20 protein-coding genes and 1 tRNA gene are annotated in these 25,158 nt (G+C 33.8%); 10 read left to right on the forward strand and 11 right to left on the reverse strand.

Features of this window, described 5'->3' with window-relative positions:
• Window positions 1-186 precede the first annotated feature (186 nt).
• Both FA046_RS15535 and FA046_RS15540 read right to left on the reverse strand, forming a co-directional pair.
• Window positions 187-714 carry an SRPBCC family protein gene (locus tag FA046_RS15535; protein WP_136827461.1) on the reverse strand — a complete coding sequence of 176 codons (528 nt, stop codon included), beginning with the start codon at window positions 712-714 and terminating at the stop codon, window positions 187-189.
• 58 nt (window positions 715-772) lie between these two features.
• Window positions 773-2,260, reverse strand: coding sequence for a phytoene desaturase family protein (locus FA046_RS15540; RefSeq protein WP_136827462.1), 1,488 nt, complete (start codon window positions 2,258-2,260; stop codon window positions 773-775).
• A 102-nt stretch (window positions 2,261-2,362) separates the two neighbouring features.
• Here FA046_RS15540 and FA046_RS15545 point away from each other — a divergent pair, with 102 nt between their 5' ends.
• From FA046_RS15545 to FA046_RS15560, 4 genes are read left to right on the forward strand one after another with little or no spacing between them, the layout of a single operon-like run.
• On the forward strand, window positions 2,363-3,196 hold the full coding sequence (locus tag FA046_RS15545) for a phytoene/squalene synthase family protein (RefSeq protein WP_136827463.1): 834 nt from the start codon (window positions 2,363-2,365) through the stop codon (window positions 3,194-3,196).
• A gap of 49 nt (window positions 3,197-3,245) precedes the next feature.
• Window positions 3,246-3,773, forward strand: coding sequence for a hypothetical protein (locus FA046_RS15550; protein WP_136827464.1), 528 nt, complete (start codon window positions 3,246-3,248; stop codon window positions 3,771-3,773).
• A complete protein-coding gene (locus tag FA046_RS15555; RefSeq protein WP_136827465.1) occupies window positions 3,774-4,472 on the forward strand; it encodes a lycopene cyclase domain-containing protein in 699 nt (232 codons plus the stop codon).
• A complete protein-coding gene (locus tag FA046_RS15560; protein WP_136827466.1) occupies window positions 4,456-4,695 on the forward strand; it encodes a cytochrome b5 domain-containing protein in 240 nt (79 codons plus the stop codon). Before FA046_RS15555 ends, FA046_RS15560 begins: the two co-directional genes overlap by 17 nt.
• A gap of 393 nt (window positions 4,696-5,088) precedes the next feature.
• Here FA046_RS15560 and FA046_RS15565 read toward each other — a convergent pair whose 3' ends face one another.
• On the reverse strand, window positions 5,089-6,009 hold the full coding sequence (locus FA046_RS15565; RefSeq protein ID WP_136827467.1) for a PfkB family carbohydrate kinase: 921 nt from the start codon (window positions 6,007-6,009) through the stop codon (window positions 5,089-5,091).
• 111 nt (window positions 6,010-6,120) lie between these two features.
• Between FA046_RS15565 and FA046_RS15570 the strand changes: the two genes are divergently transcribed.
• Both FA046_RS15570 and FA046_RS17645 read left to right on the forward strand, forming a co-directional pair.
• A tRNA-Asn gene (locus FA046_RS15570) sits at window positions 6,121-6,194 on the forward strand.
• A gap of 38 nt (window positions 6,195-6,232) precedes the next feature.
• Window positions 6,233-6,520: a GIY-YIG nuclease family protein gene (locus FA046_RS17645; protein WP_136827468.1), complete on the forward strand. Its 288-nt coding sequence runs from the start codon at window positions 6,233-6,235 to the stop codon at window positions 6,518-6,520.
• A 213-nt stretch (window positions 6,521-6,733) separates the two neighbouring features.
• Here the strand turns inward: FA046_RS17645 and FA046_RS15580 are convergent, their stop codons facing one another.
• Together FA046_RS15580 and FA046_RS17315 are read right to left on the reverse strand one after the other, a co-directional pair.
• Window positions 6,734-7,813: an SGNH/GDSL hydrolase family protein gene (locus FA046_RS15580; protein WP_136827469.1), complete on the reverse strand. Its 1,080-nt coding sequence runs from the start codon at window positions 7,811-7,813 to the stop codon at window positions 6,734-6,736.
• Window positions 7,814-7,934: 121 nt separating this feature from the next.
• Window positions 7,935-8,072, reverse strand: a complete 138-nt coding sequence (locus tag FA046_RS17315) for a hypothetical protein (RefSeq protein WP_169303390.1) — start codon at window positions 8,070-8,072, stop codon at window positions 7,935-7,937.
• A 69-nt stretch (window positions 8,073-8,141) separates the two neighbouring features.
• Here FA046_RS17315 and FA046_RS15585 point away from each other — a divergent pair, with 69 nt between their 5' ends.
• Entirely contained in the window at window positions 8,142-9,257 is a 1,116-nt protein-coding gene (locus FA046_RS15585) for a glycoside hydrolase family 43 protein (protein ID WP_136827470.1), read from the forward strand.
• 158 nt (window positions 9,258-9,415) lie between these two features.
• Here the strand turns inward: FA046_RS15585 and FA046_RS15590 are convergent, their stop codons facing one another.
• Window positions 9,416-11,572 (reverse strand): alpha-glucuronidase family glycosyl hydrolase, encoded by a 2,157-nt coding sequence (locus FA046_RS15590; RefSeq protein ID WP_136827471.1) that lies wholly within the window; start codon window positions 11,570-11,572, stop codon window positions 9,416-9,418.
• Window positions 11,573-11,683: 111 nt separating this feature from the next.
• Entirely contained in the window at window positions 11,684-12,709 is a 1,026-nt protein-coding gene (locus tag FA046_RS15595) for a LacI family DNA-binding transcriptional regulator (protein ID WP_136827472.1), read from the reverse strand.
• 91 nt (window positions 12,710-12,800) lie between these two features.
• Between FA046_RS15595 and FA046_RS17650 the strand changes: the two genes are divergently transcribed.
• Window positions 12,801-12,902: a transposase gene (locus tag FA046_RS17650; RefSeq protein ID WP_394347372.1), complete on the forward strand. Its 102-nt coding sequence runs from the start codon at window positions 12,801-12,803 to the stop codon at window positions 12,900-12,902.
• Window positions 12,903-13,050: 148 nt separating this feature from the next.
• Here the strand turns inward: FA046_RS17650 and FA046_RS15605 are convergent, their stop codons facing one another.
• Entirely contained in the window at window positions 13,051-15,006 is a 1,956-nt protein-coding gene (locus FA046_RS15605; protein WP_136827474.1) for a RagB/SusD family nutrient uptake outer membrane protein, read from the reverse strand.
• Window positions 15,007-15,016: 10 nt separating this feature from the next.
• Window positions 15,017-18,196, reverse strand: coding sequence for a SusC/RagA family TonB-linked outer membrane protein (locus FA046_RS15610; protein WP_136827475.1), 3,180 nt, complete (start codon window positions 18,194-18,196; stop codon window positions 15,017-15,019).
• A 457-nt stretch (window positions 18,197-18,653) separates the two neighbouring features.
• On the opposite strand from FA046_RS15610, the gene FA046_RS15615 reads away from it, so the two are divergent.
• Window positions 18,654-19,718 (forward strand): endo-1,4-beta-xylanase, encoded by a 1,065-nt coding sequence (locus FA046_RS15615; protein ID WP_136827476.1) that lies wholly within the window; start codon window positions 18,654-18,656, stop codon window positions 19,716-19,718.
• Between the two features lie 15 nt (window positions 19,719-19,733).
• Window positions 19,734-22,604, forward strand: a complete 2,871-nt coding sequence (locus FA046_RS15620) for a glycosyl hydrolase 115 family protein (RefSeq protein ID WP_169303391.1) — start codon at window positions 19,734-19,736, stop codon at window positions 22,602-22,604.
• A 60-nt stretch (window positions 22,605-22,664) separates the two neighbouring features.
• Here the strand turns inward: FA046_RS15620 and FA046_RS15625 are convergent, their stop codons facing one another.
• Both FA046_RS15625 and FA046_RS15630 read right to left on the reverse strand, forming a co-directional pair.
• A complete protein-coding gene (locus FA046_RS15625) occupies window positions 22,665-23,753 on the reverse strand; it encodes an endo-1,4-beta-xylanase (protein WP_136827478.1) in 1,089 nt (362 codons plus the stop codon).
• Window positions 23,754-23,762: 9 nt separating this feature from the next.
• Window positions 23,763-25,145 carry an alpha/beta hydrolase family protein gene (locus tag FA046_RS15630; RefSeq protein WP_136827479.1) on the reverse strand — a complete coding sequence of 461 codons (1,383 nt, stop codon included), beginning with the start codon at window positions 25,143-25,145 and terminating at the stop codon, window positions 23,763-23,765.
• Between the last annotated feature and the right edge of the window lie 13 nt (window positions 25,146-25,158).

Raw genomic sequence — 25,158 nt, forward strand, 5'->3', positions numbered from 1 at the left:
GGTACTGTAAAAACTAGAATTCACGTGGCCAGAAAACTATTAAAGAAAGATTTAAAAGCTTACGATAAAAAAGCGACCAGTTTTGCTGTTGTTGCAGCTTAAATTACACTAACACACTATATATTAAAAAAAACGCTTATCCTTTACAGGAAAGCGTTTTTTGTTTAACTCTATTTGTAATTAATTTTACTTTTCTAAATTGGTTTTCATCTTTAACAAGCCTCTTTCATAATCTTTACCAATCATTCCATCCAAGGCTAAACCCATCCATTTATCCATAATACCTTTATTTTCACCATCATAAACCCAGGTTACTTTAGTAGAATCACCTTGCTTTTCAAATAAGAAATTGTTTTCGGCAGTTGATTCAAAAGGTTTTAGAAATTTTAATTCTTGATAGATGGCAGTATAGGGTTCTAACTTTTTGATTCTAAAACTGCCTGCTCCAACTTCTTCCCCATCCCAAGAATAAGTGGCTCCAACTTGGCCAACAGTTCCAGAGATATCAGTTTTTGCAGTAGGTTCCATTTCATACCAAGGGCTCCAATCATTAAATTTAGAAAAATCGGTAACGTAATTGTAAGCAGCTGTGTCTGAAACTGCAATCATAGTTGATCTTTCAACTTTTGATCTTTGAGGCAAAAAGAAACTACCTACTACCACAATAATGGCTAAAACCACAATAATGGTGACTAATATTTTTAATACTTTCATAATAATTTAAGGTTTGATTACCTAAAATTACCAAGAATTAACTCAAATTCAAAAAATACTACTGCATTTTCTTTAAAAACAAATCAGTCTCTTTTGCAACCACTTGACCAGAAATAAGTGAAGGCGGCACCCCCGGACCAGGAACTGTTAATTGCCCTGTGAATAATAAGTTTTTCACTTTTTTAGCCCGAATTGCTGGTTTAAAAAAAGCTGTTTGACTTAAAATATTAGCCAAGCCGTAAGCATTTCCTTTAAAAGAATGATAATCTTGAACAAAATCATTCATGGCATAACTTCTTTTCACTATTTCATGACCTCTCACTTTTTGCCCGATTATACGCTCAAACCTATCCAGCATTAAGTGATAATATTTTTCTCGAAGCTCATCTGTATCCTTTAATCCGGGGGCTAAGGGAATTAAGAAAAACAAGTTCTCTTTACCTTCTGGCGCAGAAATAGGATCTGTTTTAGAAACACAAGAAACATAAAATAGCGGCTTAGAAGGCCATTGAGGATTGGTGTAAATTTCTTTTGCATGTTGATCTAAATCTTCATCAAAAAATAAACTATGATGCTCAATACCTTCTAATTTTTTATTTAAGCCCACATAAAATAATAATGATGATGGAGACATCACTCTACTATCCCAATATTTGGCCGAGTAATTTCTATATTTTGGTTCAATAAGGTTTTGTTCTATATGCTGATAATCGCCTGCTCCTATTACAAAATCAGTTTCAAAATCACCTTGATTTGTGATCAGCTTTTTAGCTATTCCGTTCTCAATTTCAATCTTTTTAACTTCGGTATTTAAAATAATTTTTACGCCTTGCTCTTCGGCAACTTTAACCATTGCTTTTACAATTTCATGCATCCCACCCATTGGATACCAAGTTCCCATGGCTAAATCAGCATGATTCATCAAGCTATACATTGCAGGCATTTTTTGAGCTGTTGCGCCTAAAAATAATACTGGAAATTCTAAAAGCTGAATCAATTTTGGATTGGTAAAATACTGCCTAACATGCTTACTCATGGGTTTAAGCATGTGTATTCTAATACTTTCCAAAATCAAAGTAAAGTCTATAAACTCGGTAATAGAATGCGAAGGTCTAAATACATAATCACTCATGGCGGTTTTGTACTTATAAGCTGCCTGAGCCATAAATTCTCTTAAACCAGCAGTACTCCCCGGCTCATATTTTTCAAATAAAAGCTCCAATTCTTGCATATTTGCAGGAATATCTACTGATTCTGTATCACTAAAATAAACTCTATAACCTGGATCTAATCTTTTCAAATCATAAAAATCACTTACTTTTTTACCAAAAAGCGCAAAGTAATTTTCAAAAACATCGGGCATCCAATACCAACTTGGCCCCATATCAAATTTAAAACCCTCGGTTTCCCAAATTCTGGCTCGTCCACCGGGTTGATCATTTTTTTCAAGAATAGTCACTTGATACCCTTTTTGCGCTAAAACCGCTCCGGCAGCCAAGCCTGCAAAACCAGAACCTATAATATGAATTTGATTTTTTTGATGCATATTGATTGATAATTCTAAAAGTATAGATTTTGTTTGGACCTTAGCAAAACAAAATCATGCAGAAAACTGTATTTTGGATGAGACAAAAATTTTAAGCCTTTTATGGATCTTTATAACGAAACCTGTTTTGAATGTAGTAAAGTTATCACTAATAAATACAGTACTTCTTTTAGCCTAGGGATCAAGGCTTTCGATAAAAAATTTCAATATCCAATTTATGCTATTTATGGTTTTGTACGCTATGCTGATGAAATTGTAGATACTTTTCATGATCAGGATAAAAATAACCTCATCTTAAAATTTAGAACTGATACCTATTTAGCTATTCAAGAAAAAATTAGTTTAAATCCAGTACTCCATTCATTCCAACAAGTAGTAAATGAATACCTTATAGAGGTAGATTTGATAGATGCTTTTTTAAAATCTATGGAAATGGATTTGGATAAAACATCTTATACAGACGATAGCTACAAAGAATATATTTACGGCTCGGCAGAAGTGGTGGGTTTAATGTGTTTAAGGGTGTTTTGCGAAGGAGATCAATCGCTTTATACCAAACTACTGCCTATGGCTAGAAGTTTAGGTTCTGCTTTTCAAAAAATCAACTTTTTAAGAGACATTAAATCAGATTATGAAGAAAGAGGAAGAACTTATTTCCCTGATGTAGATTTTTCTCGTTTTACCGAAACAGATAAAAAGGAAATAGAAAAAGACATTAAAATTGATTTTGACGATGCTTTAGAAGGGATAAAAAAACTACCTGCTGGCTCTAAATTAGGAGTTTATATTGCTTATGTATACTATTTACAACTGTTTAAAAAAATACAAAATACATCGGCAAATACCATAGCCAACAAAAGAATTAGAGTTTCTGATACCCATAAATTATTCTTGATGGCACAGGCTTTGATAAAAAGTAAACTAAACTATGTTTAAGTTTTTATCGTTAGTATCCAAAATCAGAAATTTAAATTTTAAATAAATCATGAAAACTTTCTTTTTAAGCCTAATCATCCTTTTTTCTACTGCAACGATAAGCATGGCTTACGATATGAAAAAAATTAGGGAAGATTACATTGCCGCAATCAGCAATAGCGAGAAAGCTGATAAATTATGTTCGGAATTAACCGCAATAAAAAATCCTGACGCATTGATTCTAGCTTATTTAGGATCGGCGCAAGCCATAAAAGCAAAGCATGCATGGAATCCGGTAAATAAAATGAGTTATTTAAAACAAGGCTTTAAAACTATTGATAAGGCTATTGCAAAAGATCCAAACCATTTAGAAGTCCGCTTTTTAAGATTTAGTTTACAGTATTATGTTCCTACTTTTTTAGGGTACAGCAAAAATATTGATACTGATAAAGACAAAATTATTGACCTGCTGAAGAAAAAAGAAGTAGCCAGTTTAAAACTAGATAAAAAGATATTAAAGGATATGGTTAATTTTATGATTGATAGTAAAAAATGCGATGAGCAGGAAATTGCTATCCTCAGAAAAGCCTTAGCTTAAATGGATAAACAACTCACTTACCTTTTAATCAACATTTTAACCTGTTTTTTCCCTGTCGTTTTATCCTTTGATAAAAAAGTACATTTTTACCAGAAATGGAAATTTATTTTTCCTGGTTTGCTTATTTCTGGCGCTTTATACCTTATTTGGGATTATATTTTTACCGTTCAAAACGTATGGTCGTTTAACCCAACATATATACTCGGCATTAAATTTTTTGATCTTCCGTTAGAGGAAATTTTATTCTTTATTACTGTTCCATTTGCCTGCATTTTTATTTACGAATGTTTAAAGGTTTATTTTAATCCAAAGATTAATCAAAAAATAAGCAAAGGAATCACCTACTTTTTAATAGCAACCTGTATTATTTTACTATTTTTTTTCTACGATAGATTATACAGCCTCATCAATTTCAGCACCCTTTTAATTATTCTTATTTACACCCTTGTAAAACCTATTAAACTAAATATGGGGCAATTTTATTTAGCCTATTTAGTTTCATTGGTGCCTTTTTACATTGTTAACGGCATTTTAACAAGTATTCCTATTGTGCTATACAACAATACCGAAAACATGGGTTTAAGAGTAGGAAGCATCCCATTTGAAGATCATTTTTATTCTATGTCTTTAATCTTATTGAATTTAATTTTCTTTGAATACTTTAGGAGTAGAAAAACAACAGATGGACCAATTTCCTGAATACACAAAATCTCAATTAGCGCTTAGAAACGGACAAGATAAGCCTCAAATTTGGGTAGCTTATTTAGGGAATATTTATGATGTTACCGAAAGCAGATTATGGAGAAACGGAAAACATTATGAGCATTGGGCAGGGCAAGATTTAACTGATGAATTGAAAGATGCGCCACATACTCAAACCGTTTTTGAGAAGTTTGTGATTATTGGGAAGTTGAAAATCTAGTATGTTTCACGCAAAGGAAGTAAAGAAAAATAAAAACCCTTAACCCATTTGTAATTATACTAATTTGAAGCTATTCCAGCTATCCATTCATACGCCTGCAGGCCTTATGCTCAAAAAAGGCCGGTATCCATTTCTATCTGGGCTAAAGAGCAAAAGCTCATGTACCTAAACCCGACAGTAGCGGTATCCTTTTTATCATCAAGACAGTGGGAAGGCCTAAAAAGATTTAGCGAATGGCGGGACTATCGGGTATTATTAAAACTGGAAATTGCTTTTCTAAAGATTAAAAAATCTCTGCGAACTTTGCGCCAATTCTTTGCGCTCTTTGCGTGAAACCAAAAAAAAGCCACCTAAAATAAATTTAGATGGCTCAATTTTATAATATTGCAGAGCTTAATTCTCGATCGTAAAACTACTTAAGCTTACAAATTCTTGAACTCGGGAAGCAACTTCAGCCTGAGTTAAATTTTTGATTTTCTCTGTACCAAATTTCTCCACACAAAAAGAGGCTAAGGCCGAACCAAAAATAATGGCGTTTTTCATGTTATTAAAGTTGATGGTGCCAACTTGGGCCATGTAACCAATAAATCCACCTGCAAATGTATCTCCTGCACCAGTCGGGTCAAAAACATCTGCTAAAGGCAAAGCTGGTGCTGAGAATATTTTTTCTTCATGAAATAACAAAGCGCCATGTTCTCCTTTTTTGATGATTAAATATTTAGGTCCCATTGTTAAAATCTTATTTGCAGCTTTCACTAAAGAGTATTCTCCAGAAAGCTGACGAGCTTCGGCATCGTTAATGGTTAATACATCTACCATTTTAATGGTTTCTAGCAAATCATCCATGGCAATGTCCATCCAAAAATTCATGGTATCCATTACAATTAATTTCGGACGGTTTTTTAATCTCTTAATTACCGTTTGCTGAATTTGTGGTGTAAGGTTGCCTAACATTAAGAACTCACAATCTTGGTAAGACTCTGGAATAATAGGATCAAAATCTGCTAAAACATTCAGTTCGGTGATTAAAGTATCACGACTATTCATATCATTATGATATTTTCCGGCCCAAAAAAAAGATTTTTCGCCTTCTTTTATCTGTAAACCTTCTACATCAATGCCGTGTTTTCCAAAATCGGCGATGTCTTCTTGATGAAAATCATCACCAACAACAGCAACAATTTTTGTTTTTTTATAAAAGTAAGATGCCGCTAAACTGGCGTAGGTGGCTGCTCCGCCCACTATTTTATCTGTTTTACCGAAAGGTGTTTCTATCGCATCAAAGGCAACTGTTCCTATTACAACTAGACTCATAAAATATTTTAAATTTTTTTTTTACAAATATTGCAATTTTAAATTATAATCCCGAATATTGCACTCCCGCAAGGGACAAAAGCTGAAAAGCTTTTTGGTAACCAGCGAAATTCCTAAGTAGCTCAGCTGGTTAGAGCATCTGACTGTTAATCAGAGGGTCCCTGGTTCGAGTCCAGGCTTGGGAGCAAAAGCCTCACAGAAATGTGAGGCTTTTTTGTGTTATATGAATTTTTTTATTTATATTATTTACTCCCCTTCTGTTGACCAATTTTATGTTGGGCAAACAATTGATTTAATCGAACGAATAAATCAACATAACAACGCTTTTTTCGAAAACTCCTCTACCAAAAAAGGCATCCCGTGGGAAATTTATTTCAAATTAGAGTGTAGCACAAGAAATCAGGCTATTTTAATTGAGAATCATATTAAAAGAATGAAGTCGAGAAAATATTACTCTTCTCTATTACTATATCCTGAAATATCCGAAAAATTGCTACTAAGATTCCTTTAATCAGAGGGTCCCTGTCCCGATAGCTATCGGGACGAGTCCAGGCTTGGGAGCAACGAAAACCCCTTCAAATTGTATTTGAAGGGGTTTCTTGTTTTTACAGCTTTTCTTGAAAATTGGAAAATTGGTTAAAATGAGTGTTTGGTTTGCACATAGTTTGTACATTGATTAAATCAGAAATCGAATCAACCAACATTAACTTCCACACCAGCATGTTTACCATCCAATATTCTTCTCAATAAATTGAATCAGCTGATTAGCCATTGCTTGTTGATCATCACGTTTAGGATGTCCTGATGAATTTTTATATGGAAAAAACAATGGATGTATTTTTTTGTCGTTCATTCTTTTTATTCCCTCTTTAATGTAATTAGGCCATTTAGAACCTTCCTTGGTGGCATCCATATTACCCAAAGCACATATTATATTTGCTTTAGGATATTTGCTTCTGATGCTGGTAATAAAATCTTTGTAAGCATTAACGATAAACTCTTCATTAGGTTTTTGAGTTCCAAACCTTCTTTTAAATTGCTCGTTACTAGGCGAATTCACAATCCAAGCATCGTTTTGAAACAAATTAACTACCACAATATCTGGTGTATATTTAGAGAAATCCCATTCACTATTTTTATCCGATGGATTTATTCTATCGTAAATCTCAGGCATAATTTCTGGAAACCAGCTCACCATTACCCCAATCCCACTTCTGGCTATACAAGAATATTGCGCATTAAAATGACGGGCAGTTAAAGCTCCATAAGCGTAGTAATTATTGAAATAAAAAGGCACTCCGGTATCTTTTTCTCCATCGGGTACATCTACGCCATGCCCTGCGGTTATAGAATTGCCATAAAATTCGATTTTGCGCTTTGGCAGTTCTGATGCTTTTAAAATTTTTGAATCCGCTGGGATTTCAAATCCATAAAACTGATTTACTGAGGTATTATTAGAGAGTTTAAAAAGCTGAAGATGATGTGATTTTTGGGTTAAACCCGATGCTAGTGTAAACGAAGTTCTAGCATTGCCAACAGGAATTTCAATCTTTGTAGTCACGCTGTCATCTACAATCACATAGTAATAAGCAGGCTCATTTGTTGATTTTAAAACCGCATTTATACCTGTCCCTTTAAAATTAATACTTACTGATGTACCAGGCCAATAAAAAGATGCTGAATCTGCATTCATATTAACCCGACCAGAATAAATTAAAGCTTGGTGATTTGGCTTGATGAAAGTTTGAGAAAAAGAAAATTGAAATACGAATAAAGTAAAAAGGAATAGAATTGATTTTTTCATAAAATTTATACGTGGAATTTTGTTGAAATCTTAGGCTAAATATAAAAGCAATTATTGAACTAAATAAAAATTGCTGAAGCTTTATATTCCGAAAGTTGGAGTAGCTAATTTGTTGCTTGTTTTAAATATTTCCACATTGTAATAGATAAATCATTCTATCTTTTAAAATAGACTCTTCAAATTCATTATTGTATTTGTGTTTATACCCATAATTTAAAATATTTAAAGATGGATTAGACACTAAGACAATCGATTGCATTTTTAATAAAAAATAGTAGCTTTGATATCAACTCTTTTTAAAGAAACAAACCAATTAAAAATATTTAATATGAAAGCTAAATATCTCCGTACACTTACTTTAATTTTATTTGTAGCCTTATTTATTTCTTGTAACCAAAACAAAACCGCTGTAAATACTGGTACAGATAGCACAAACCTTACCTCTTCTTCAAACGATCCTTTTAAAAATGCCATTTCGCAGCCTTTAGTGTCTCATATTTTTACTGCTGATCCATCTGCTCATGTTTTCAATGGCAGAATTTATATCTATAATTCTCATGATTATGAAGCTGGAACTCCAGAAAATGACAATGGAGATCATTTTGCAATGAAAGATTATCATATTCTATCTATGGATAGCATTGGCGGAAAAGTAACAGATCATGGCGTAGCACTTTCAACAGAAAATATTCCTTGGGCTGGCCGTCAGTTATGGGCTCCAGATGCGGCTTATAAAAATGGTAAATACTTTTTATACTTCCCTTTAAAAGATAAAAATGATATCTTCAAAATTGGAGTAGCCATCAGCGATAAACCAGAAGGACCATTTAAAGCAGAGCCAGAACCTATAAATGGAAGTTTTAGTATCGATCCAGCCGTATTTACAGACAATAATGGAAAAACATATATGTATTTTGGAGGAATTTGGGGCGGACAATTACAGAGATGGAAAAATGGCAAATATGTTAATGAGTCAAAAACTGATTTAGAAAAAGATGAGCAGCCAGCTGTAGCGCCTCAAGTTGCAGAAATGGACAAAAGTATGCTTCAGTTTGCCGAAAAACCTAAAGATTTGATCATCCTAGATGAAAATGGCAAACCTTTTTTAGGTGGAAACCATGAAAAAAGGTTTTTTGAAGCCGCTTGGATGCACAAATACAACGGGAAATATTATTTCTCTTACTCTACCGGAGATACACATCAAATAGTTTATGCTATTGGAAATAATCCTTACGGACCATTTACCTACCAAGGTGTGGTTTTAAAACCAGTAATAGGTTGGACAAACCACCATTCTATTGTTGAGATTAAAGGGAAATGGTTTATATTTTATCATGATACGCAAGTATCAAAAGGTAAAACACATTTAAGAAATGTAAAAGTAACGGAGCTAAAATATGATGATAATGGCAAAATCATCCCTATTGATGCCTACAGTAAATAATTAAAAAAATAAGAGAAGCCAAATGGCTTCTCTTATTTTTTATCTCTTAATTTGATGCGCTAACAATTAGTTTTGTTTGAAAATATTAACCGAAATAGACTCCAAAATTTCTTCACAATTCCCAGTCTTTGTTCCTGAAAAAAAGTTAAATTTTCCTTCTAATTCTTAATCCCTGGCACAAAATAAAATCTTTGTTGTTCGTAAAACTCTAAACTATGTGCTGGTTTCTCATATCCGGCAGGCAACGGAAGCTTAGAAAAAGATTGGAAATATAGCAAACAAGCATCTCTCCACCATTTAGCCTCTTGGTGTTGCACTGCCAAAAGCTGGCTAACCTCTTTAAATCTATCTTCATCAATTTCACCATCTAATTTTTGCCATTTGTTTTGCATTTCTTCTACAGATTTTACGCCTTCATAGTAATGCTCAACCATAGCATTCCACAAGGTTTTGTTTGGCGCAATTTCTTCATTCCATTGTACACGGTGAAACCATAATAAATATTTTAAAGGCGTGGTTTCCTTTTTCTCATAAAGCTTTGCAATTTCTGGATGATACTGAGCCAAAGCATTGCTTCCTGTTGAGGTTCTATTAAAACCTACTCCTATATTATCTGCTTTATGGTAATAAACAGAAGTCCAATCTGGTCTGCCTGCATCTTTTACCCAAGGACCAGGGCCATAATGATGATTTCTTGCCATGATATGATGTAATCCTAATGGCGTCATATAATCTACAACCGCTTCTCTAGATGATATCATCATATTTTTGATTTCATTTACAGCAACGTTGTCATTTGTAAAAGTAAGCTTAATCCAATCTGAGGCAATTTCTTCGGCAGATAAATCTGGATTCCAAGCTAATCTTCCAAAACTATACCAGTTGGCTTGCGCAAATGGATGACCTGTCCAATTTGCTTCAGAACCAATGTTGGCTACTCCAGCAATTCCGGTTAATTGATGATTATCAATTTCACCAGTAATCACTTTACTTACCGTACTTCCCTTCCCTTTAGAGTAAGTATCTTCCTCTAAAACTTCCTTAAATAAAGCTCCTAAATAAACTAAATGAGTAGAAAAACCTAAATATTCTTGTGTGATTTGAAACTCCATCATTAAAGGTGTTTTGGGCATTGCACCAAACAATGGATGAAAAGGTTCTCTGGGTTGAAAATCAATAGCTCCGTTTTTTACTTGTACCAAAACGTTATCCATAAACTGCCCATCTAAAGATTTAAACTCGTTATAAGCTTGTTTCGCTCTATCATCTGGCACTTTATCATCATAAACAAAAGCTCTCCACATTACAATTCCATTATAAGGTTTTAAAGCCGTGGCTAACATGTTTGCTCCGTCGGCATGGTTTCTACCATAATTTTGGGGACCCGGTTGCCCTTCTGAATTTGCTTTCACTAAAAAACCACCAAAATCTGGAATGTATTGATAAACCTCTTTCACTTTGTCTTTCCACCATTGTTGCACTTCTGGATTTAATGGATCAGCAGTTTTAAGCCCTCCTATTTCTATGGGTGCGCTAAATCTTGCTGATAAATAAACTTTAATTCCATAAGGTCTAAAAACGTGAGCAATAGCTGCAGTCTTAATTAAATATTCTTTGGTTAACGATAATGAATTAGAATTTACATTATTTAAAACCGAACCATTGATTCCTATAGAAGCATTTGCTCTGGCATAATCGGTATATTTTGTAGGCGTATAACCTGGTAATTTATGCCAATCCCAAATAGAGGTGCCTGCATAACCACGTTCTACCGTTCCGTCTAAATTATCCCAATGGTTTAAAATTCGGTTTTTAATTTTTGGTTTTTCAACAATGTTTAGTTTGCTAACATCTTGTTGAGATTGAAGGAGTTTTAAGAAATGGAAAGTTCCATAAAGTAAGCCTACATCATTTGCGGCAGCAATGATGGTTTTAGTCATTTGATTTTGAATCACTACTTTTATAATAAAGCCTTCGCCTAAATCTTTAAAATAACCTGCTTTAATCAATTGTTTAATCTCCTTATTAGAAGAATCTCCTATCAGCAAGGTATTATTGCTTGTAGAAGAAAAAATAGCATCTTGACCAAATAAACCTACTATTCCTTTTTTTAACTCGGCGTAAGCCACTTTTTGAGTTGGAGAATTGGCTACAAATGAAACAGCAGCAATTTGCTTTTTATAGGCCATTAAAACCTGCTGATTTTGAATTTGATCATAGCGCAACCATAAACGAGAACCATCTTCGGCGAAAGCCATAAAAATAGTACCCAATAAAAGTATCAGCGTAAGCAAATTTATTTTATGAATTTTCATTTGAGAAAAGGTTTATAAATGGTTTACAATTGATTAAACAATCGATTGTAATTTAATAAATTTTAAATAAGTAGAGAAATGAAATTTTGATTTTTTTGAATTGGTAGGTGCTTAGTTTCTTAAAGAAGATTCTCTAATTAATAATTCAGAACGAAGAATAATAGAATGTGCTGGTTTAATATCCGTTCCGTTTAAATGATTAATCAAAACTCTAGCTGCAACCTCACCCATTTCTGAGCCTTTGTAATCAATGGTGCTTAAATTAGGTTCAATCACTTTTGTAATGGTATCGTTGTTAAAACCTACAAAGGCAATGTCTTTAGGTATTTTAATACCTGCTTTTTGCAAACTTTGCATACAGCTTACAGCGCATTGGTCATTTGCTGAAAAAACGCCATCAGGTAATTTAGGAAGTGCTAACATATAATTGGCAACATCTTCCCCAGAGCCTGTACTTAAATCGGTTACTAATAAATTTGCCTCGTCAAAAATAATATGATGGTCTATCAAAGCTTGTTTAAACCCTTTAAATCTATCTGTATATACATTAGTGGTTTGGTTGCCCGAAATATGAAACAAGTTTTTAGATCCTTGTTTAATTAAGTGCGAAGTGGCATCATAAGCTGCCTTAAAATTATCTATTCTAATGGTTGGCCATTCTGTATGGTCAAAAACTCTATCAAAAAATATAACTGGAACTCCTTTTTTTATTAAAGCTTCAAAATGATCAATATTATTGGTGTTATAAGTTGTTGAAACCAGCAATCCATCAACCCTATTATTAAACATGGTTTCTGTATTAATTATCTCTTTTTCCATAGTCTCTAAAGACTGACTAATAATTAAGTTATAACCACCCTCGTTCACCACTTTTTCTATTCCTGCAATTACATCTGCCATGAAATTGCTGTTTAACCTAGGTACAATAACTCCTATTGTATTTGATTTTTTACTTCGGAGATTACTAGCTAAAGAATTCAATCTGTAGCCCATTTGTTTAGCTACCGATTGAACTTTTTTTTGAGTTTCTTTTTTTACAGTAACATCATTATTTAAGCCTCTACTTACTGTTGAAGCAGAAATATTTAATTTTTTGGCAATATCATAAATAGTAACTTCTTTTTCCTTTTTGTTCACAATAAAACTAAATATTTAAGGCCTTAAAGGTAGCAGAATTATGGTTAAATGCACTTAATTTATAATAGTCTAATCAGCAACAGTAGAGGATATCATGCTGCGAAAAAGGTTTGTGATAGATACTGTTAATAACAAAATTAAAACCAGCTATCAAGTTGAACATTCTAGGCATTGCTCATTTGGCAACTTTTAAGTAATTAAAAGTAGACTTAAAAATCTCTATCCTTTTTCAATTATTTTAAAAATTAAAAAAGCGATAAGTATAGCTACTTACCGCTCTCATTTTAAACAATTTATGAATCTAATTTATGAAAAGACAAATTTTGTAAAAAACACATGCTTTAGTTATATCCATTATTTTGTGGATAAGGTGTACCTGTTTTCACCGCATCAATTTGAACTTGTGGAATTGGCCTACGCATGTGATAAGGTTGAACGTTTGCTGCTCCAGCAGTATTAAACATTTTAACTCTACGAACCAATTGACGAGTTCTAACTAAATCATACCAACGACGAGGATCTCCATAGGTTTCTCTACTGTACTCTTCTAAAATTAAATCCATACCGCACCTAACATTAATATCAGTTGTGTTATTAGGTACACTTAACTGAGATATTTGTGCAGGAGTTAATCTCATCGCTAATGCATTAGCTGCATTTGCAGCAGTCATATTAGCAGAAGTAACACTAAATTGACCTTTTGGAATATACAAACCATCGGCAGGAGTTCTATAAGCGGCTCTTTCTCTTATAATATTTAAAGAAGTAGCTGCTTCTGCAAAAGAACCTAACATGTAATTAGCTTCAGCATTTATAAGATATACTTCTGAAAAACGCATTAAAACCACTGGTCTACTAGAGAAATCATTCATTCCTGTTCTTAAAATATCATCAAACTTTTTTAAAGTTGGGTGAACAACATTACTATATTGTCTGGGCGAAATGATTATTCCTTTAAAAGCATCTCTACGAGCCATTGTAACTTCAACACCCGGCATCAAAATAGCCGTATCGCCATTAATTGGGTATTGATAAGATGTAATAGATGCTATGGTTGTAGGAATCAAAGCTCCTTTAGAAGTACCTGTACTTGTTAAACCAGCAGGAACATTTGCTTTATTACAAATCCAAAATGTTTGAAAAGTGGCATCCCAACGCGTATCATTATTTTGATTAACAAAAGCAACGTTTGTAGCATAATTACCATTTGGAGCTAAACGATTGTATGGTCTACCACCGTAAACGTCTCTTACCATAGGTTGTTTAGAAGTATTGATTCTTTGAGGAACAGCATCAATACCGGTTGCGTTATCCACACCAACAGCAGTAACATAATTCCAGCGAAAAAGCACTGGGAATAAATTTATACCAAAGCCACCAGAAGGATTTTGTCCGTAACCAGAGAAGGTTGGATCAGTAAAGCCAAAATCGATAGCGAACATAGTTTCTCTACCATAATCTCCAGAAGGTTTTACTACATCATTATAATTTTGAAGTATATCTAAGTTGTAAGATGCTTTATCTCTAATAATTTCTGTTGTTAAATCTGCCGCTTTTCTAAAATCGGTTGATTCTGCAACTTCAGATAAGTAACCTCTTGTTAAATAAACCTTAGCCAAATATGCTTTGGCGGTTGCAGCTGTTGCTGTTTTTCCTACCGGCGATAACTTATTAGAACTGTTAATTACCAAAGGCAAGTCAGCAGTTGCATCTGTAAAATCAAGAATAATTTGCTTGTAAATATCCACTAAAGGAGAAGGTGAATCGGCTGAAGATGCTTCTGTATTAAAAGTGGTTCTTAATGGAATACCACTTTTCTCAGTTGCGGTTGTACCTCCATAAGATTGAACCAAATAAAAATAAATCCAAGCTCTCAAAAATTTTGCCTGTGCAATGTATTCTTTCTTAGTGGCAGCATCCAATTCTGCAGTTTCAGCAAATTGTAAAACACCATTTAAGGTATTAATATCAGTAAATAATCCACCGAAACCGGCAGTACCAATAGAAGAATTGATTCCATTGTAATTATTTAAAGTTACACCCTGTGAGCTTGAACTTCCACCTGGCATCCATTCATCGGTGCCAGCATAAAAATAAATTTGCCCTTCGTTTGTGTAAAGATCTCTTAAATCTCTATATACACCTGTTAAGCCTGCTTTAACGCCTCCCGCAGAGGTGAAATAGCTTGGGTATAGTTCTGATCTAGGTTCTTCCTGAAGAAGTTTTTTACAACTTGTAGTGGAAGTTAATATTGCAACAACTGCAATAACTAAACTAGTTTTATATGTCATTTTCATGTTCTTATTCTTAAAATCTTAAATTAATACCAAAGATAAAATCACGTGTTTGTAAACCCGGACTTACACCAACTCCTCTAAAACCATTACCGGTATTAGCGTTATAACCAGCTACGTTTCCACTTGCAAAAACCGAAGCAGGTTGAATATTACTTACTGATTCTGGATCAGGCACTGAGAAACTTTGGTTGTTTAATGGAGAATAAATTATAAATGGATTAGTAACGTTAGCATAAACTCTTAAAGACGAAACTCCAAATTTGGTTGTAAATTTTGATGGTATATTATATCCAAAGTTTATACTTTTTGCTCTAATAAAAGATCCATCAAAATATTGCAAAGTTGAGTAAAACTGACTTTGAAATTGATTATTAGGCATTGGCCACTGACCATCTGGATTTCTAGGTGTCCAATAATCAAGATCTGGTTGATTACGACGTCCTAAGTTCAAAAACTGCCATCCATTTAATCCAGAATTAGACGAAGATACATAAGGAACTATAGTTGTAAAACCCATTCTTGCTTGAATAGATATACTTAAATCAAAGTTCTTGTAGCTCACTCTGTTATTAAATCCGAAAGTATAATCAGGTTGAAAATTACCAATAAATTGATTGTCGTTTTGGTCAATTTTACCATCTCCATTTAAATCTTGAACACGAATTTGTCCTGGATATTGGAAAGGAGAAGTTTGACCATTTACTGGTTGATAAACTGGCCCTCCATCTGTTGCTGATTTAGCTGTATTCAAGCCTGGTGAATCTGCAATTTGCCATATCCCAATTTTTCTTAAGTCGTATATAGTTGTTAATGGTTGACCAACAAACAAACCTGCATTAATATCTGAAGCTACACCATTTGGCAATTCAACAATACGCTCTCTACTAAAAGCGATGTTAAAATCAGTAGACCAAGAAAATTTGCTATCTGGTTTTTGGATATTAATGCTGTTAATAGCAATTTCTAATCCCTTATTTGCTGATGTACCTAAATTGGTAGCTTGACCACCTGCACCAGTAGTTGGAGGTAAAATATTATTTAATATAATACCTGTAGTTCTTTGTTGATAAACCTCAATAGAACCTGTTAATCTGTTGTTTAAAAAACCAAAGTCTAAGGCTAAATTGTAATCCTTAGTTCTTTGCCAAGTTAAATTGTTGTTTGTTAAAGTGGTAACCCTAACCCCTGCTTGGTTACCTGCAGCAACACCACCAAATTGATAATTAATATTTCCTAAACGACCTAGTGTCCCATAAGGACTGATGCTAGCAGTTGTTGAGGTTTCGCCATATCCACCTCTTAACTTTAAATTGTCTAAGAAAGTAAATTTCTTCATAAATGATTCATTACTTATTATCCAACCTAAACCTAAAGAGGGATAAGATGTGTATTGATTCCCTACTGCTAATGCAGAGTTTGCATCTATTCTATAAGTAGCAGTTAAGTTATACCTATTATCAAAAGCATAGTTTAAACGACCGATATAAGAAATTAAACCTTGCTCGTTAAAATTCCCACCTTGACTATTAAAAGTTCCTAGTCCTAAGTTGGTATTTCTTACTGCATCAGATGGAATATTAGTAGCACTAGCATTGGAATTTTGCACTCTTTGTTTTTCTGTAGTAAAACCTGCTACAAGGTTCACATTATGCTTACTTGCAAAAACATTATCATAAGTCATCAAATGTTCTTGGACTAATCTGTAAGAATAATTATTAGTATTACTAGCGTTTGTTCTTTCGATTGTTTGGATCCCAGAACCATTGATACCATTATAAATACCTTGTAATGATTGAGAATAATTGTAGTTTAAAGTTACCCGATATTTTAAATGATCTAATGGACTTATTTCGGTATAAATTATACTGTTGTTAGTAAATCCTCTAGTGTTGTTATAGTAAGAATTTGGTATTGCTGATGGAACTAAAGGACTAAGAGCAGCAGCATCTAATTGGCCTTCTAAAGGAAAAAAGTTAACGGAACCATCCTGATTATAAGGAAGAGCCAAAGGACTAAATAATTGAGCATTTCCAATTTGGCCTGCGCCACCTGTATTAGATGTTCTTAAACTTCCTTGTAAACTAGCTCCAATCTTTATTAATTTACTGATGGTATGATCGATATTTGCATTTAATGAAAATCTTCTACTATCAACATTAGGTTCAAGAGAGCCATTTGACCTGTATGCTAGCCCAAGGTTAAACTGTGTTTTTTCTGTACCACTTGAAACTCTTAAACTCTGGTCTAAAAAAACTGCTGGCTTTACATAAAGATCAACCCAATCAGTATTTACTCCAGCATCAAAAGCTGCTTGTTCAGCAGCGGTTAAAGGATAAGCTTGCGTTGGACCATTGCTTTGTAATCTTGAACCTTCTAAAGCGTCTTGTTTTAACTGAATATATTGTTGACCATCCAAAAGATCTAGAGAGCCTTGTAAATTGCTTATACCTACGTATGAATCAAAAGATGTTGTTGTTTGCCCTACTCTACCCCTATTGGTAGTTATTAAAAGTACACCTCCAGAACCTCTAGAGCCATAAATAGCCGTAGCAGATGCTCCTTTCAAAACATCAATACTCTTGATATCATTTGGATTTATGTTTTCTATAAAGTTGTAGTATGGCTGGCCATCTAATACAATTAAAGGTCTATCAGCACCCGGGTTACCAATTGTTCTGTTACCCCTAATAGTAATAGCAGGACCTGCAGCGCCATTTACCACATCTAAACCTGCAACTCTACCTTTAAGCTGTTCAAAAACATTGGCAGATGGAATTTCTTGCAAAACTTTATTATCGACGGTAGTTACAGTACCTGTAACATCTTGTCTTTTAAGAGTACCATAACCCACCACCACAACCTCATTAAGAGCTTGTTGATCTGGAATCATCTGAATAACCATGTTAGAGCTTGTTGAAATAACTTCTTTATTGTTATAACCAATAAAGGTTACCACCAATACAGAACCTACAGAAGGAGCACTAATACTGAACGAACCATCAGAAGTTGTTGAAACTGCGGTAGTTCCTGTTTTTAACTTTACCACAGCACCAGGCAGAGGCAAACCACTTTCATCAACAACTTTACCTTTAACAGTAACTTGAGCAAAAAGCGATGATGAAATAAAAAGACACACTATGGTTAGTGAAACCAAGGTCTTCCAGCATTTGAAGAGTTTAATTTTAGTCATAATTGAATTTGTGTTTAGTTGGTTTTTTTTTTAAAACTAGGCAACGCTATGCCAGCAATTATCTATAAAACAAAATTTATAGTTGTATTACTAAGAAGTTTTGACCGGCTTGAAAATTATAATTGGTTATTATTTAGATCTAAATTAAAAAACAAAAAATTAAAAAACAATCGATTGCAAAAAAAAAGATTAAAAAAAAAGACATTTTATCCTAATTTACATTTTTAATCTTTCAAAGAATATGCTGAATAATTATTAAAAAAAACAAAAAAACAAATAAATTTAATAAATAATGCTTAAAATTATTCGATAAATTAATAATTCAATAAAATTTAACTTTCATTTATCACAATTTTATTATTCCTAATCATTTGTATTTATTAAAATTTAATAGAGATATTTGATTAAAACAGAAATAAATAATTAATGAAATCGATTGCATAAAACATAATAAAACATGAAAATTATTAGCACCATTATGATCATGCTATTACTTTTTTGTTCTTTCCAAAAGAAAGGTGAAAAAGGATTAAAAGATTACTATGCATCTTATTTCCCTATTGGTGTTGCAGTATCTGCAAACTCGTTAAAAGGAGAGTCTGGAAAATTCATTTTATCTCAATTTAACAGCATCACTCCAGAGAATGCTATGAAAATGGGCCCTATTCATCCTTTACAAAACAGATTCTTTTGGCGAGATGCCGATTCTATTGTTGCTTTTGGTGTTAAAAACAATATTAAAGTAAGAGGACATGCTTTATGCTGGCATGAGCAAACACCAAATTGGATGTTTAAAAATTCTGATGGTAGCCAAGTAACCAAAGATTCTTTACTAAATAGACTTAAAGTACATATCAATACAGTTGTTAAAAGATATAAAGGAAAAATTTATGCTTGGGATGTGGTAAACGAAGCCATTGATGATGATAGCACCAAGTTTTTAAGAAATTCTGACTGGTATAAAATCTGCGGAGAGGATTTTATTGTTAAAGCTTTTGAATATGCTCATGAAGCCGACCCTGATGCTAAATTATTCTACAACGATTACAATACTGAAAGACCAGAAAAACGAGAACGAATATTTAAACTACTGCAAAAATTAGCTAAAGCTGGCGTACCAATAGATGGCGTTGGTTTACAAGGGCATTGGTCAATTTTTGAACCTACCGAAAAAGAATTAGTTACAGCAATTGAAAAATTTTCATCCTTGGGTTTAGATGTTCAAATCACAGAAATGGATGTTTCTGTTTATAAATGGGAAAAAGAAAAACGAAACTTATTACCTAATGAGCAACAAAATTATACGGCTGAGTTAGAAAAACTTCAGACAGAGAAATACGCCTCTTTATTTAAAACACTCAGAAAATATAAGAAAAACATTACTGGCGTAACTTTCTGGAATGTTTCTGATAAATATACTTGGTTAGATGAATATCCTGTTAAGGGGAGAAAAAACTATCCTTTACTTTTTGACACCAACAACCAACCCAAAAAAGCTTTTTGGGAAGTAATTAAATTTTAATTCTCAGTCATGATCATGATAAAATATCTCTATCAAAAAATTTTAGTTCTATTCATTATAGGGTTGCTTATCTGTATCAATACTTATGCTGCCGATAACAAAGAAATGGTATCTATAAAAGCCAAAAAAGGCAGTTTTCCATTGGTTAAAAATGGAGTTAAAACCGTTTTCTATATCGATAAACAAAACCAAAAAGGAGTTGATAAAGCCATCCATGATTTAATAAATGATATTAAACTAGTTTCAAACATTAATGCTGAAAGCGTAACAGAAATCGGCAATAATAAACAACTCATTATTGTAGGCACCATTGGCGAAAGCAAACTAATTGATGATTTGATTGCCTCAAAAAAATTAGATATTTCAGCAATAAAAAACACTTGGGAAAACCACCTCATCACGGTAGTAAAAAACCCATTTCCTAATGTAAAAAATGCCCTAATAATTGCAGGGAGTGATAAACGCGGCACTATTTATGGCGTTTATTCTCTATCAGAAAAAATAGGCGTTTCGCCTTGGTATTATTGGGCTGATGTACCGGTAAAAAAGAAATCAGAAATATTTATTAATGCTGGAATTTACTCTGATGGTTCACCAAAGGTCAAGTACCGAGGAATCTTTTTAAATGATGAAGCTCCTGCGCTATCTGGTTGGTCTAAAGAAAAATTTGGAGGGTTTAATTCGAAGTTTTACGATAAGGTTTTTGAACTTATTTTACGTTTAAAAGGGAATTATTTATGGCCTGCCATGTGGGGAAGTGCATTTTATGATGACGACCCAAAAAATGCAATTTTAGCTAATGAATATGGCGTTGTAATTGGCACTTCGCACCACGAACCTTTAATGAGAGCACATGATGAATGGCGCAGATATGGCAATGGCGGTGCTTGGAATTACAATACAAATCCTGATGGTTTGAAAAAGTTTTGGACTGATGGTATCCAGCGAATGGGAAATAATGAAAGTATCATTTCTGTTGGGATGCGGGGAGATGGCGACGAGCCGATGAGTAGAGAAAGTAATACTGCCTTGTTAGAAAAAATAGTTAATGACCAAAGAGAAATAATTGCGACCGTAACTGGTAAAAAAGCCAATGAAACGCCACAATTATGGGCTTTATATAAGGAAGTACAAGATTACTACGATAAAGGAATGCGAGTGCCTGATGATGTTACTTTGCTACTTTGCGATGATAATTGGGGAAACATCAGAAAACTACCAACTTTAGATTCTCCAGAGCGAAGTGGTGGTTTTGGAGTTTACTATCACTTTGATTACGTAGGCGGACCAAGAAATTACAAATGGATAAATACCAATCCGCTACCACGAATTTGGGAACAGATGAATTTAGCTTATGAATACAAGGCGAATCAAATTTGGATTGTAAACGTGGGCGATTTAAAGCCAATGGAATATCCTATCAGTTTTTTCTTAGACTTTGCATGGAATCCTGAAAAATGGAAAGCAAACCAACTAGATGATTATGCTAAAGATTGGGCTACAAAACAATTTGGAGCAGCTTACGCCAAAGAAATTGCCTCGTTAATGAGCAATTATAGTAAGTATAACAGTAGAAGAAAACCTGAATTGTTAGACCAAAGAACTTATAGTCTTCATAAAAACAGAGAATTTGAATTGGTTGTAAAGGATTATAACAACCTTTTAGAAAGTGCAAAAGTTCTAGCTCAAAAACTAAGCTCCGAATATCAAGACGCTTATTACCAATTGGTTTTACACCCAATTGAGGCTTCATCAAACCTAAATAACTTATATTATGCTGTTGCTAAAAATCATTTATATACCGAGCAAAATAGAATAAGCGCTAATGCCGAAGCTGAAAAAGCTAAGCAGTTTTATAAAAGAGACCAAGAAATTACAGAATATTACAATAAAACTTTAGCCAACGGAAAATGGAACCACATGATGGACCAAACTCATATTAGTTATACCAGTTGGCAACAGCCCGAAGCAAACAAAATTCCAGAACTTAAAACTGTTAACCCTAAAAATGAAGCTACTTTAGCTTTAGCTATTGAAGGTTCAAAATCTGTTTGGCCACAATCAAAAGAAAGAGCGGTTTTACCTGAATTTATCAAACAAAATGAGAGTAAACATTATATAGATTTATTTAATCAAGGCACAGGAACTGTAAATTTTGAAATAAAAGAAAATGAGAGTTGGGTAAAATTAAGCCAGAAAAGTGGCACATTTAATGATGAAACCCGAGTTTGGTTGAATATAGATTGGGCAAAAGTACCGGAAGGTAGTCTTCTCACTCCTATTAAAATTGTAGGGACAAATAATTTTGAAGCCACCATTTATTTAAAAGTGGTAAATCTTAAAAAAGATATAAAAGGCTTTATCCCACAAGATGAAGTAATTGCTATAGATGCTGCTAATTTCACTTCAAATAATAGCGCAGCAAATGTAAAATGGGAAGTTTTACCAGATCACGGAAGAACTTCATCTGCCATTACTCCTTTCCCTGTTACTGCTGCTACTCAAACTCCCGGAAATAAGGATTGCCCAATGGTGAGTTATGACGTAAATGTTTTTACAACAGGCAAAGTTAAATTGGCAACTTATCTATCTCCTTCCCTTGATTTTCAGAATACTGGAGGTTTAAAATTTGCAGTTTCTATTGATGATGAAAAACCTCAGATCATCAATATAAACAATGATAAAAGGCAATTTGCAGTTGATAAAACCTTAGCCGATAACATCAATATCCAATATTCTTATCATGATATTTTAACACCAGGAAAACACACCATTAAAATTTGGATGGTTGACGCTGGAGTTGTTATTCAGAGATTAGTTTTGAGTCCTGAGAAATACCGAGAAGAGACTTATTTAGGACCAAAGCAAAGTACTTTTGTAAAATAATAAGATAATTGATTAGAAACATAAATGAAGTAAATCAACAACATTGACAATACAAATTAATTAAAACTGAGTTACTGCTCCAAAAGCTTTCTTAGGTTTTAAATTGGTATCAAAAAGTAAAGGGAAATTCTTTCTTCCACGTCCATCTAACCAAGTGTAACGGTCAGATACATTCCAGAAAGTAACTCCAGTGATGTTCTTTTTGTATTTTCTAAACACTTCAAAAACCATTTGATACTTTTCTAATTGCTTTTGCTCCATTTCTGGTGTAAAAACCGCTTTTGTGGTATCGCGTTGTCCTCTTATGATTTGCCCACCTTCTCTACCAGAATAAACAGAAATATCTAACTCGGTAAATTGAATTTGTAAGCCTAAAGAAGAAAACATAGTGATTGATTTTTCTAACTCTTCTCTTGATGGATTACTTATCGACCAATGCGCCTGTAAACCAACTCCATGAATAGGAACTCCAGCATCTAAAAATTTCTTTAACATGTTGTAGATTTTCTCTCGTTTTGCTGGTTGCTCGGTATTGTAATCGTTGTAAAACAAAATGGCTTTAGGGTCGGCTTCATGAGCGTACTCAAAAGCTTTGGCAATAAATTCTTCGCCTGCGATATCTAAAAAGGATGTTTTTCTATAAATCTCAGGCCCATCAGCTATTACTTCATTCACCACATCCCAAGCATAAATTTTACCTTTATATCTTGATACAACGGTTTGAATATGCTCTTTCAATCTTTTGTACAACATTTCTTTATCGATGGTTTTACCTTCAGCATCGGTAAAAAACCAACGAGGCGATTGCGTATGCCAAACCAAGCAATGTCCCCTCACTTTCATTTTATTCTCTAAACCAAAATTCACAATGGCGTCAGCATCTGTCCAGTAGTAACGGTTTTCTTCTGGATGAATGGGGCCCATTTTCATGGCATTCTCGGCGGTGATGCTACTAAACTGTTGTTTGATTAATTCGGCTTCCTCTCCTTTAATAGATCGTGGGGTAAGAGCCGCACCTACTGGGAAATACTTTTTGTAATAATCTTTAAGTCCTTTTTCCTTTTTAAAAGTATAGGCGCTAAAAAGCTGCGTTAAGAAGACAATAGCAACTAAAGCTATAGATCCAATAAATAGTTTGCTGATTTTCATTTTGAGGATTTATTTAAAATATTTTGATGCGTAATTTATAAAAGTAGCCCAATTTGGAGCAGGTGTATGACCGCCTTCGTGTTGTCGATAAGCTATTTCTCCATCAATCAAGGTTTGTTGAATTGTGGGAAATTCATCTGTTCCTAAACCTTTTTTACCTAAAAGTTTATAAACGGGTTCAGCAGCAACAGCCGCCATAAACATTCCTCGGGCGTCCACCCAATTATCTCCAACAGAACCAACACTAATAAAAACCGGACGAGGTGCGCAAAGCGCAATCAATTCATGTGAATCAACAGGTAAATCTCCCCAAGTTAAGGGACCTGCATATTTAATAAAATTCCCAGCCATCCAGTGGTATTCGCCAGAACTTGCCACATTTTCAACTATTTCGCCAGCATTTCTGCGATGCAATTTTGCGCCACCTTCACCAGATGAACTGATAAAACCAATAGCAAATCTGTCATCATAAGCTAAAGTCACTAAAGCCGCTTTCCCATATCTAGAATGGCCTTCAATACCTACTTTTTTAGCGTCAACATTTTTATCAGTTTCTAAATAATTTAAAACCTCACTTGCTCCCCAAGCCCAAGCTCTCAAAGCGCCCCAATCATCAATTTTCCGTCGTTGCCCTTTGTTCATTAAACCAATAATTCCTTCAGTTAAACCCGCACCATTATCAGCTTGAATACTTTGTGGAGATAATAATGCAAAGCCCCAACCTTTATCTAATAATTGCTTTTGCCAATTAGGGGCAGCATTTGCTGGGCGAGGAAAAGCAGCCAATTGACGGGCAGTTGGTTGTGGAAAACCATTAAATTCCATTATTATTGGCACTTTTTGTTGTTCGCTAGCTGGTGTTACTAAAGTTAATTGAATAGCTACTTTGATTGTTGGATAAAAGCTATTATCCACATAACCCACCAACTTTTTGGAAATTACTGGAACTTGCTCTACCGTATCTTTAGTAGTTGAAACCAACTCCCATTTTACCTTAGGCATGTTTTTAGGTATTCTTCCATAAATCTCTCTGTCAAAATCTTCCACTATTTCGGCCCTCCTATTTTTCCACCATGTTGTTGCGGAGGTAACTTTCGTACCGTTTTTTAAAACTAAAGGGTCGGGTAAATTTGGAAATGGATTTGCTTTTGACTCGTCGTAATTAGCCGCATTAGGTGCTTTGGTATCAAATCCTTCTACTCCTTTTCTGATAGATTTAATACCCAATAAATTCAACATCGCTTGGTAATCCTCGTTCGTTTTATTATTGATGATTTGACGAAGACTGTCTTGAGTTTTTCTTTGTTCGGGAGTTAAATTTTGACCAAAACCTTGCGCTGAAGCTTTTATAGCTACGATTGAGAATAATATTAAGAAAGCTAGTTTTTTCATATTCAATTCAATT

This window comes from Pedobacter cryophilus (assembly GCF_005116455.1).
Taxonomy (GTDB): domain Bacteria; phylum Bacteroidota; class Bacteroidia; order Sphingobacteriales; family Sphingobacteriaceae; genus Pseudopedobacter; species Pseudopedobacter cryophilum.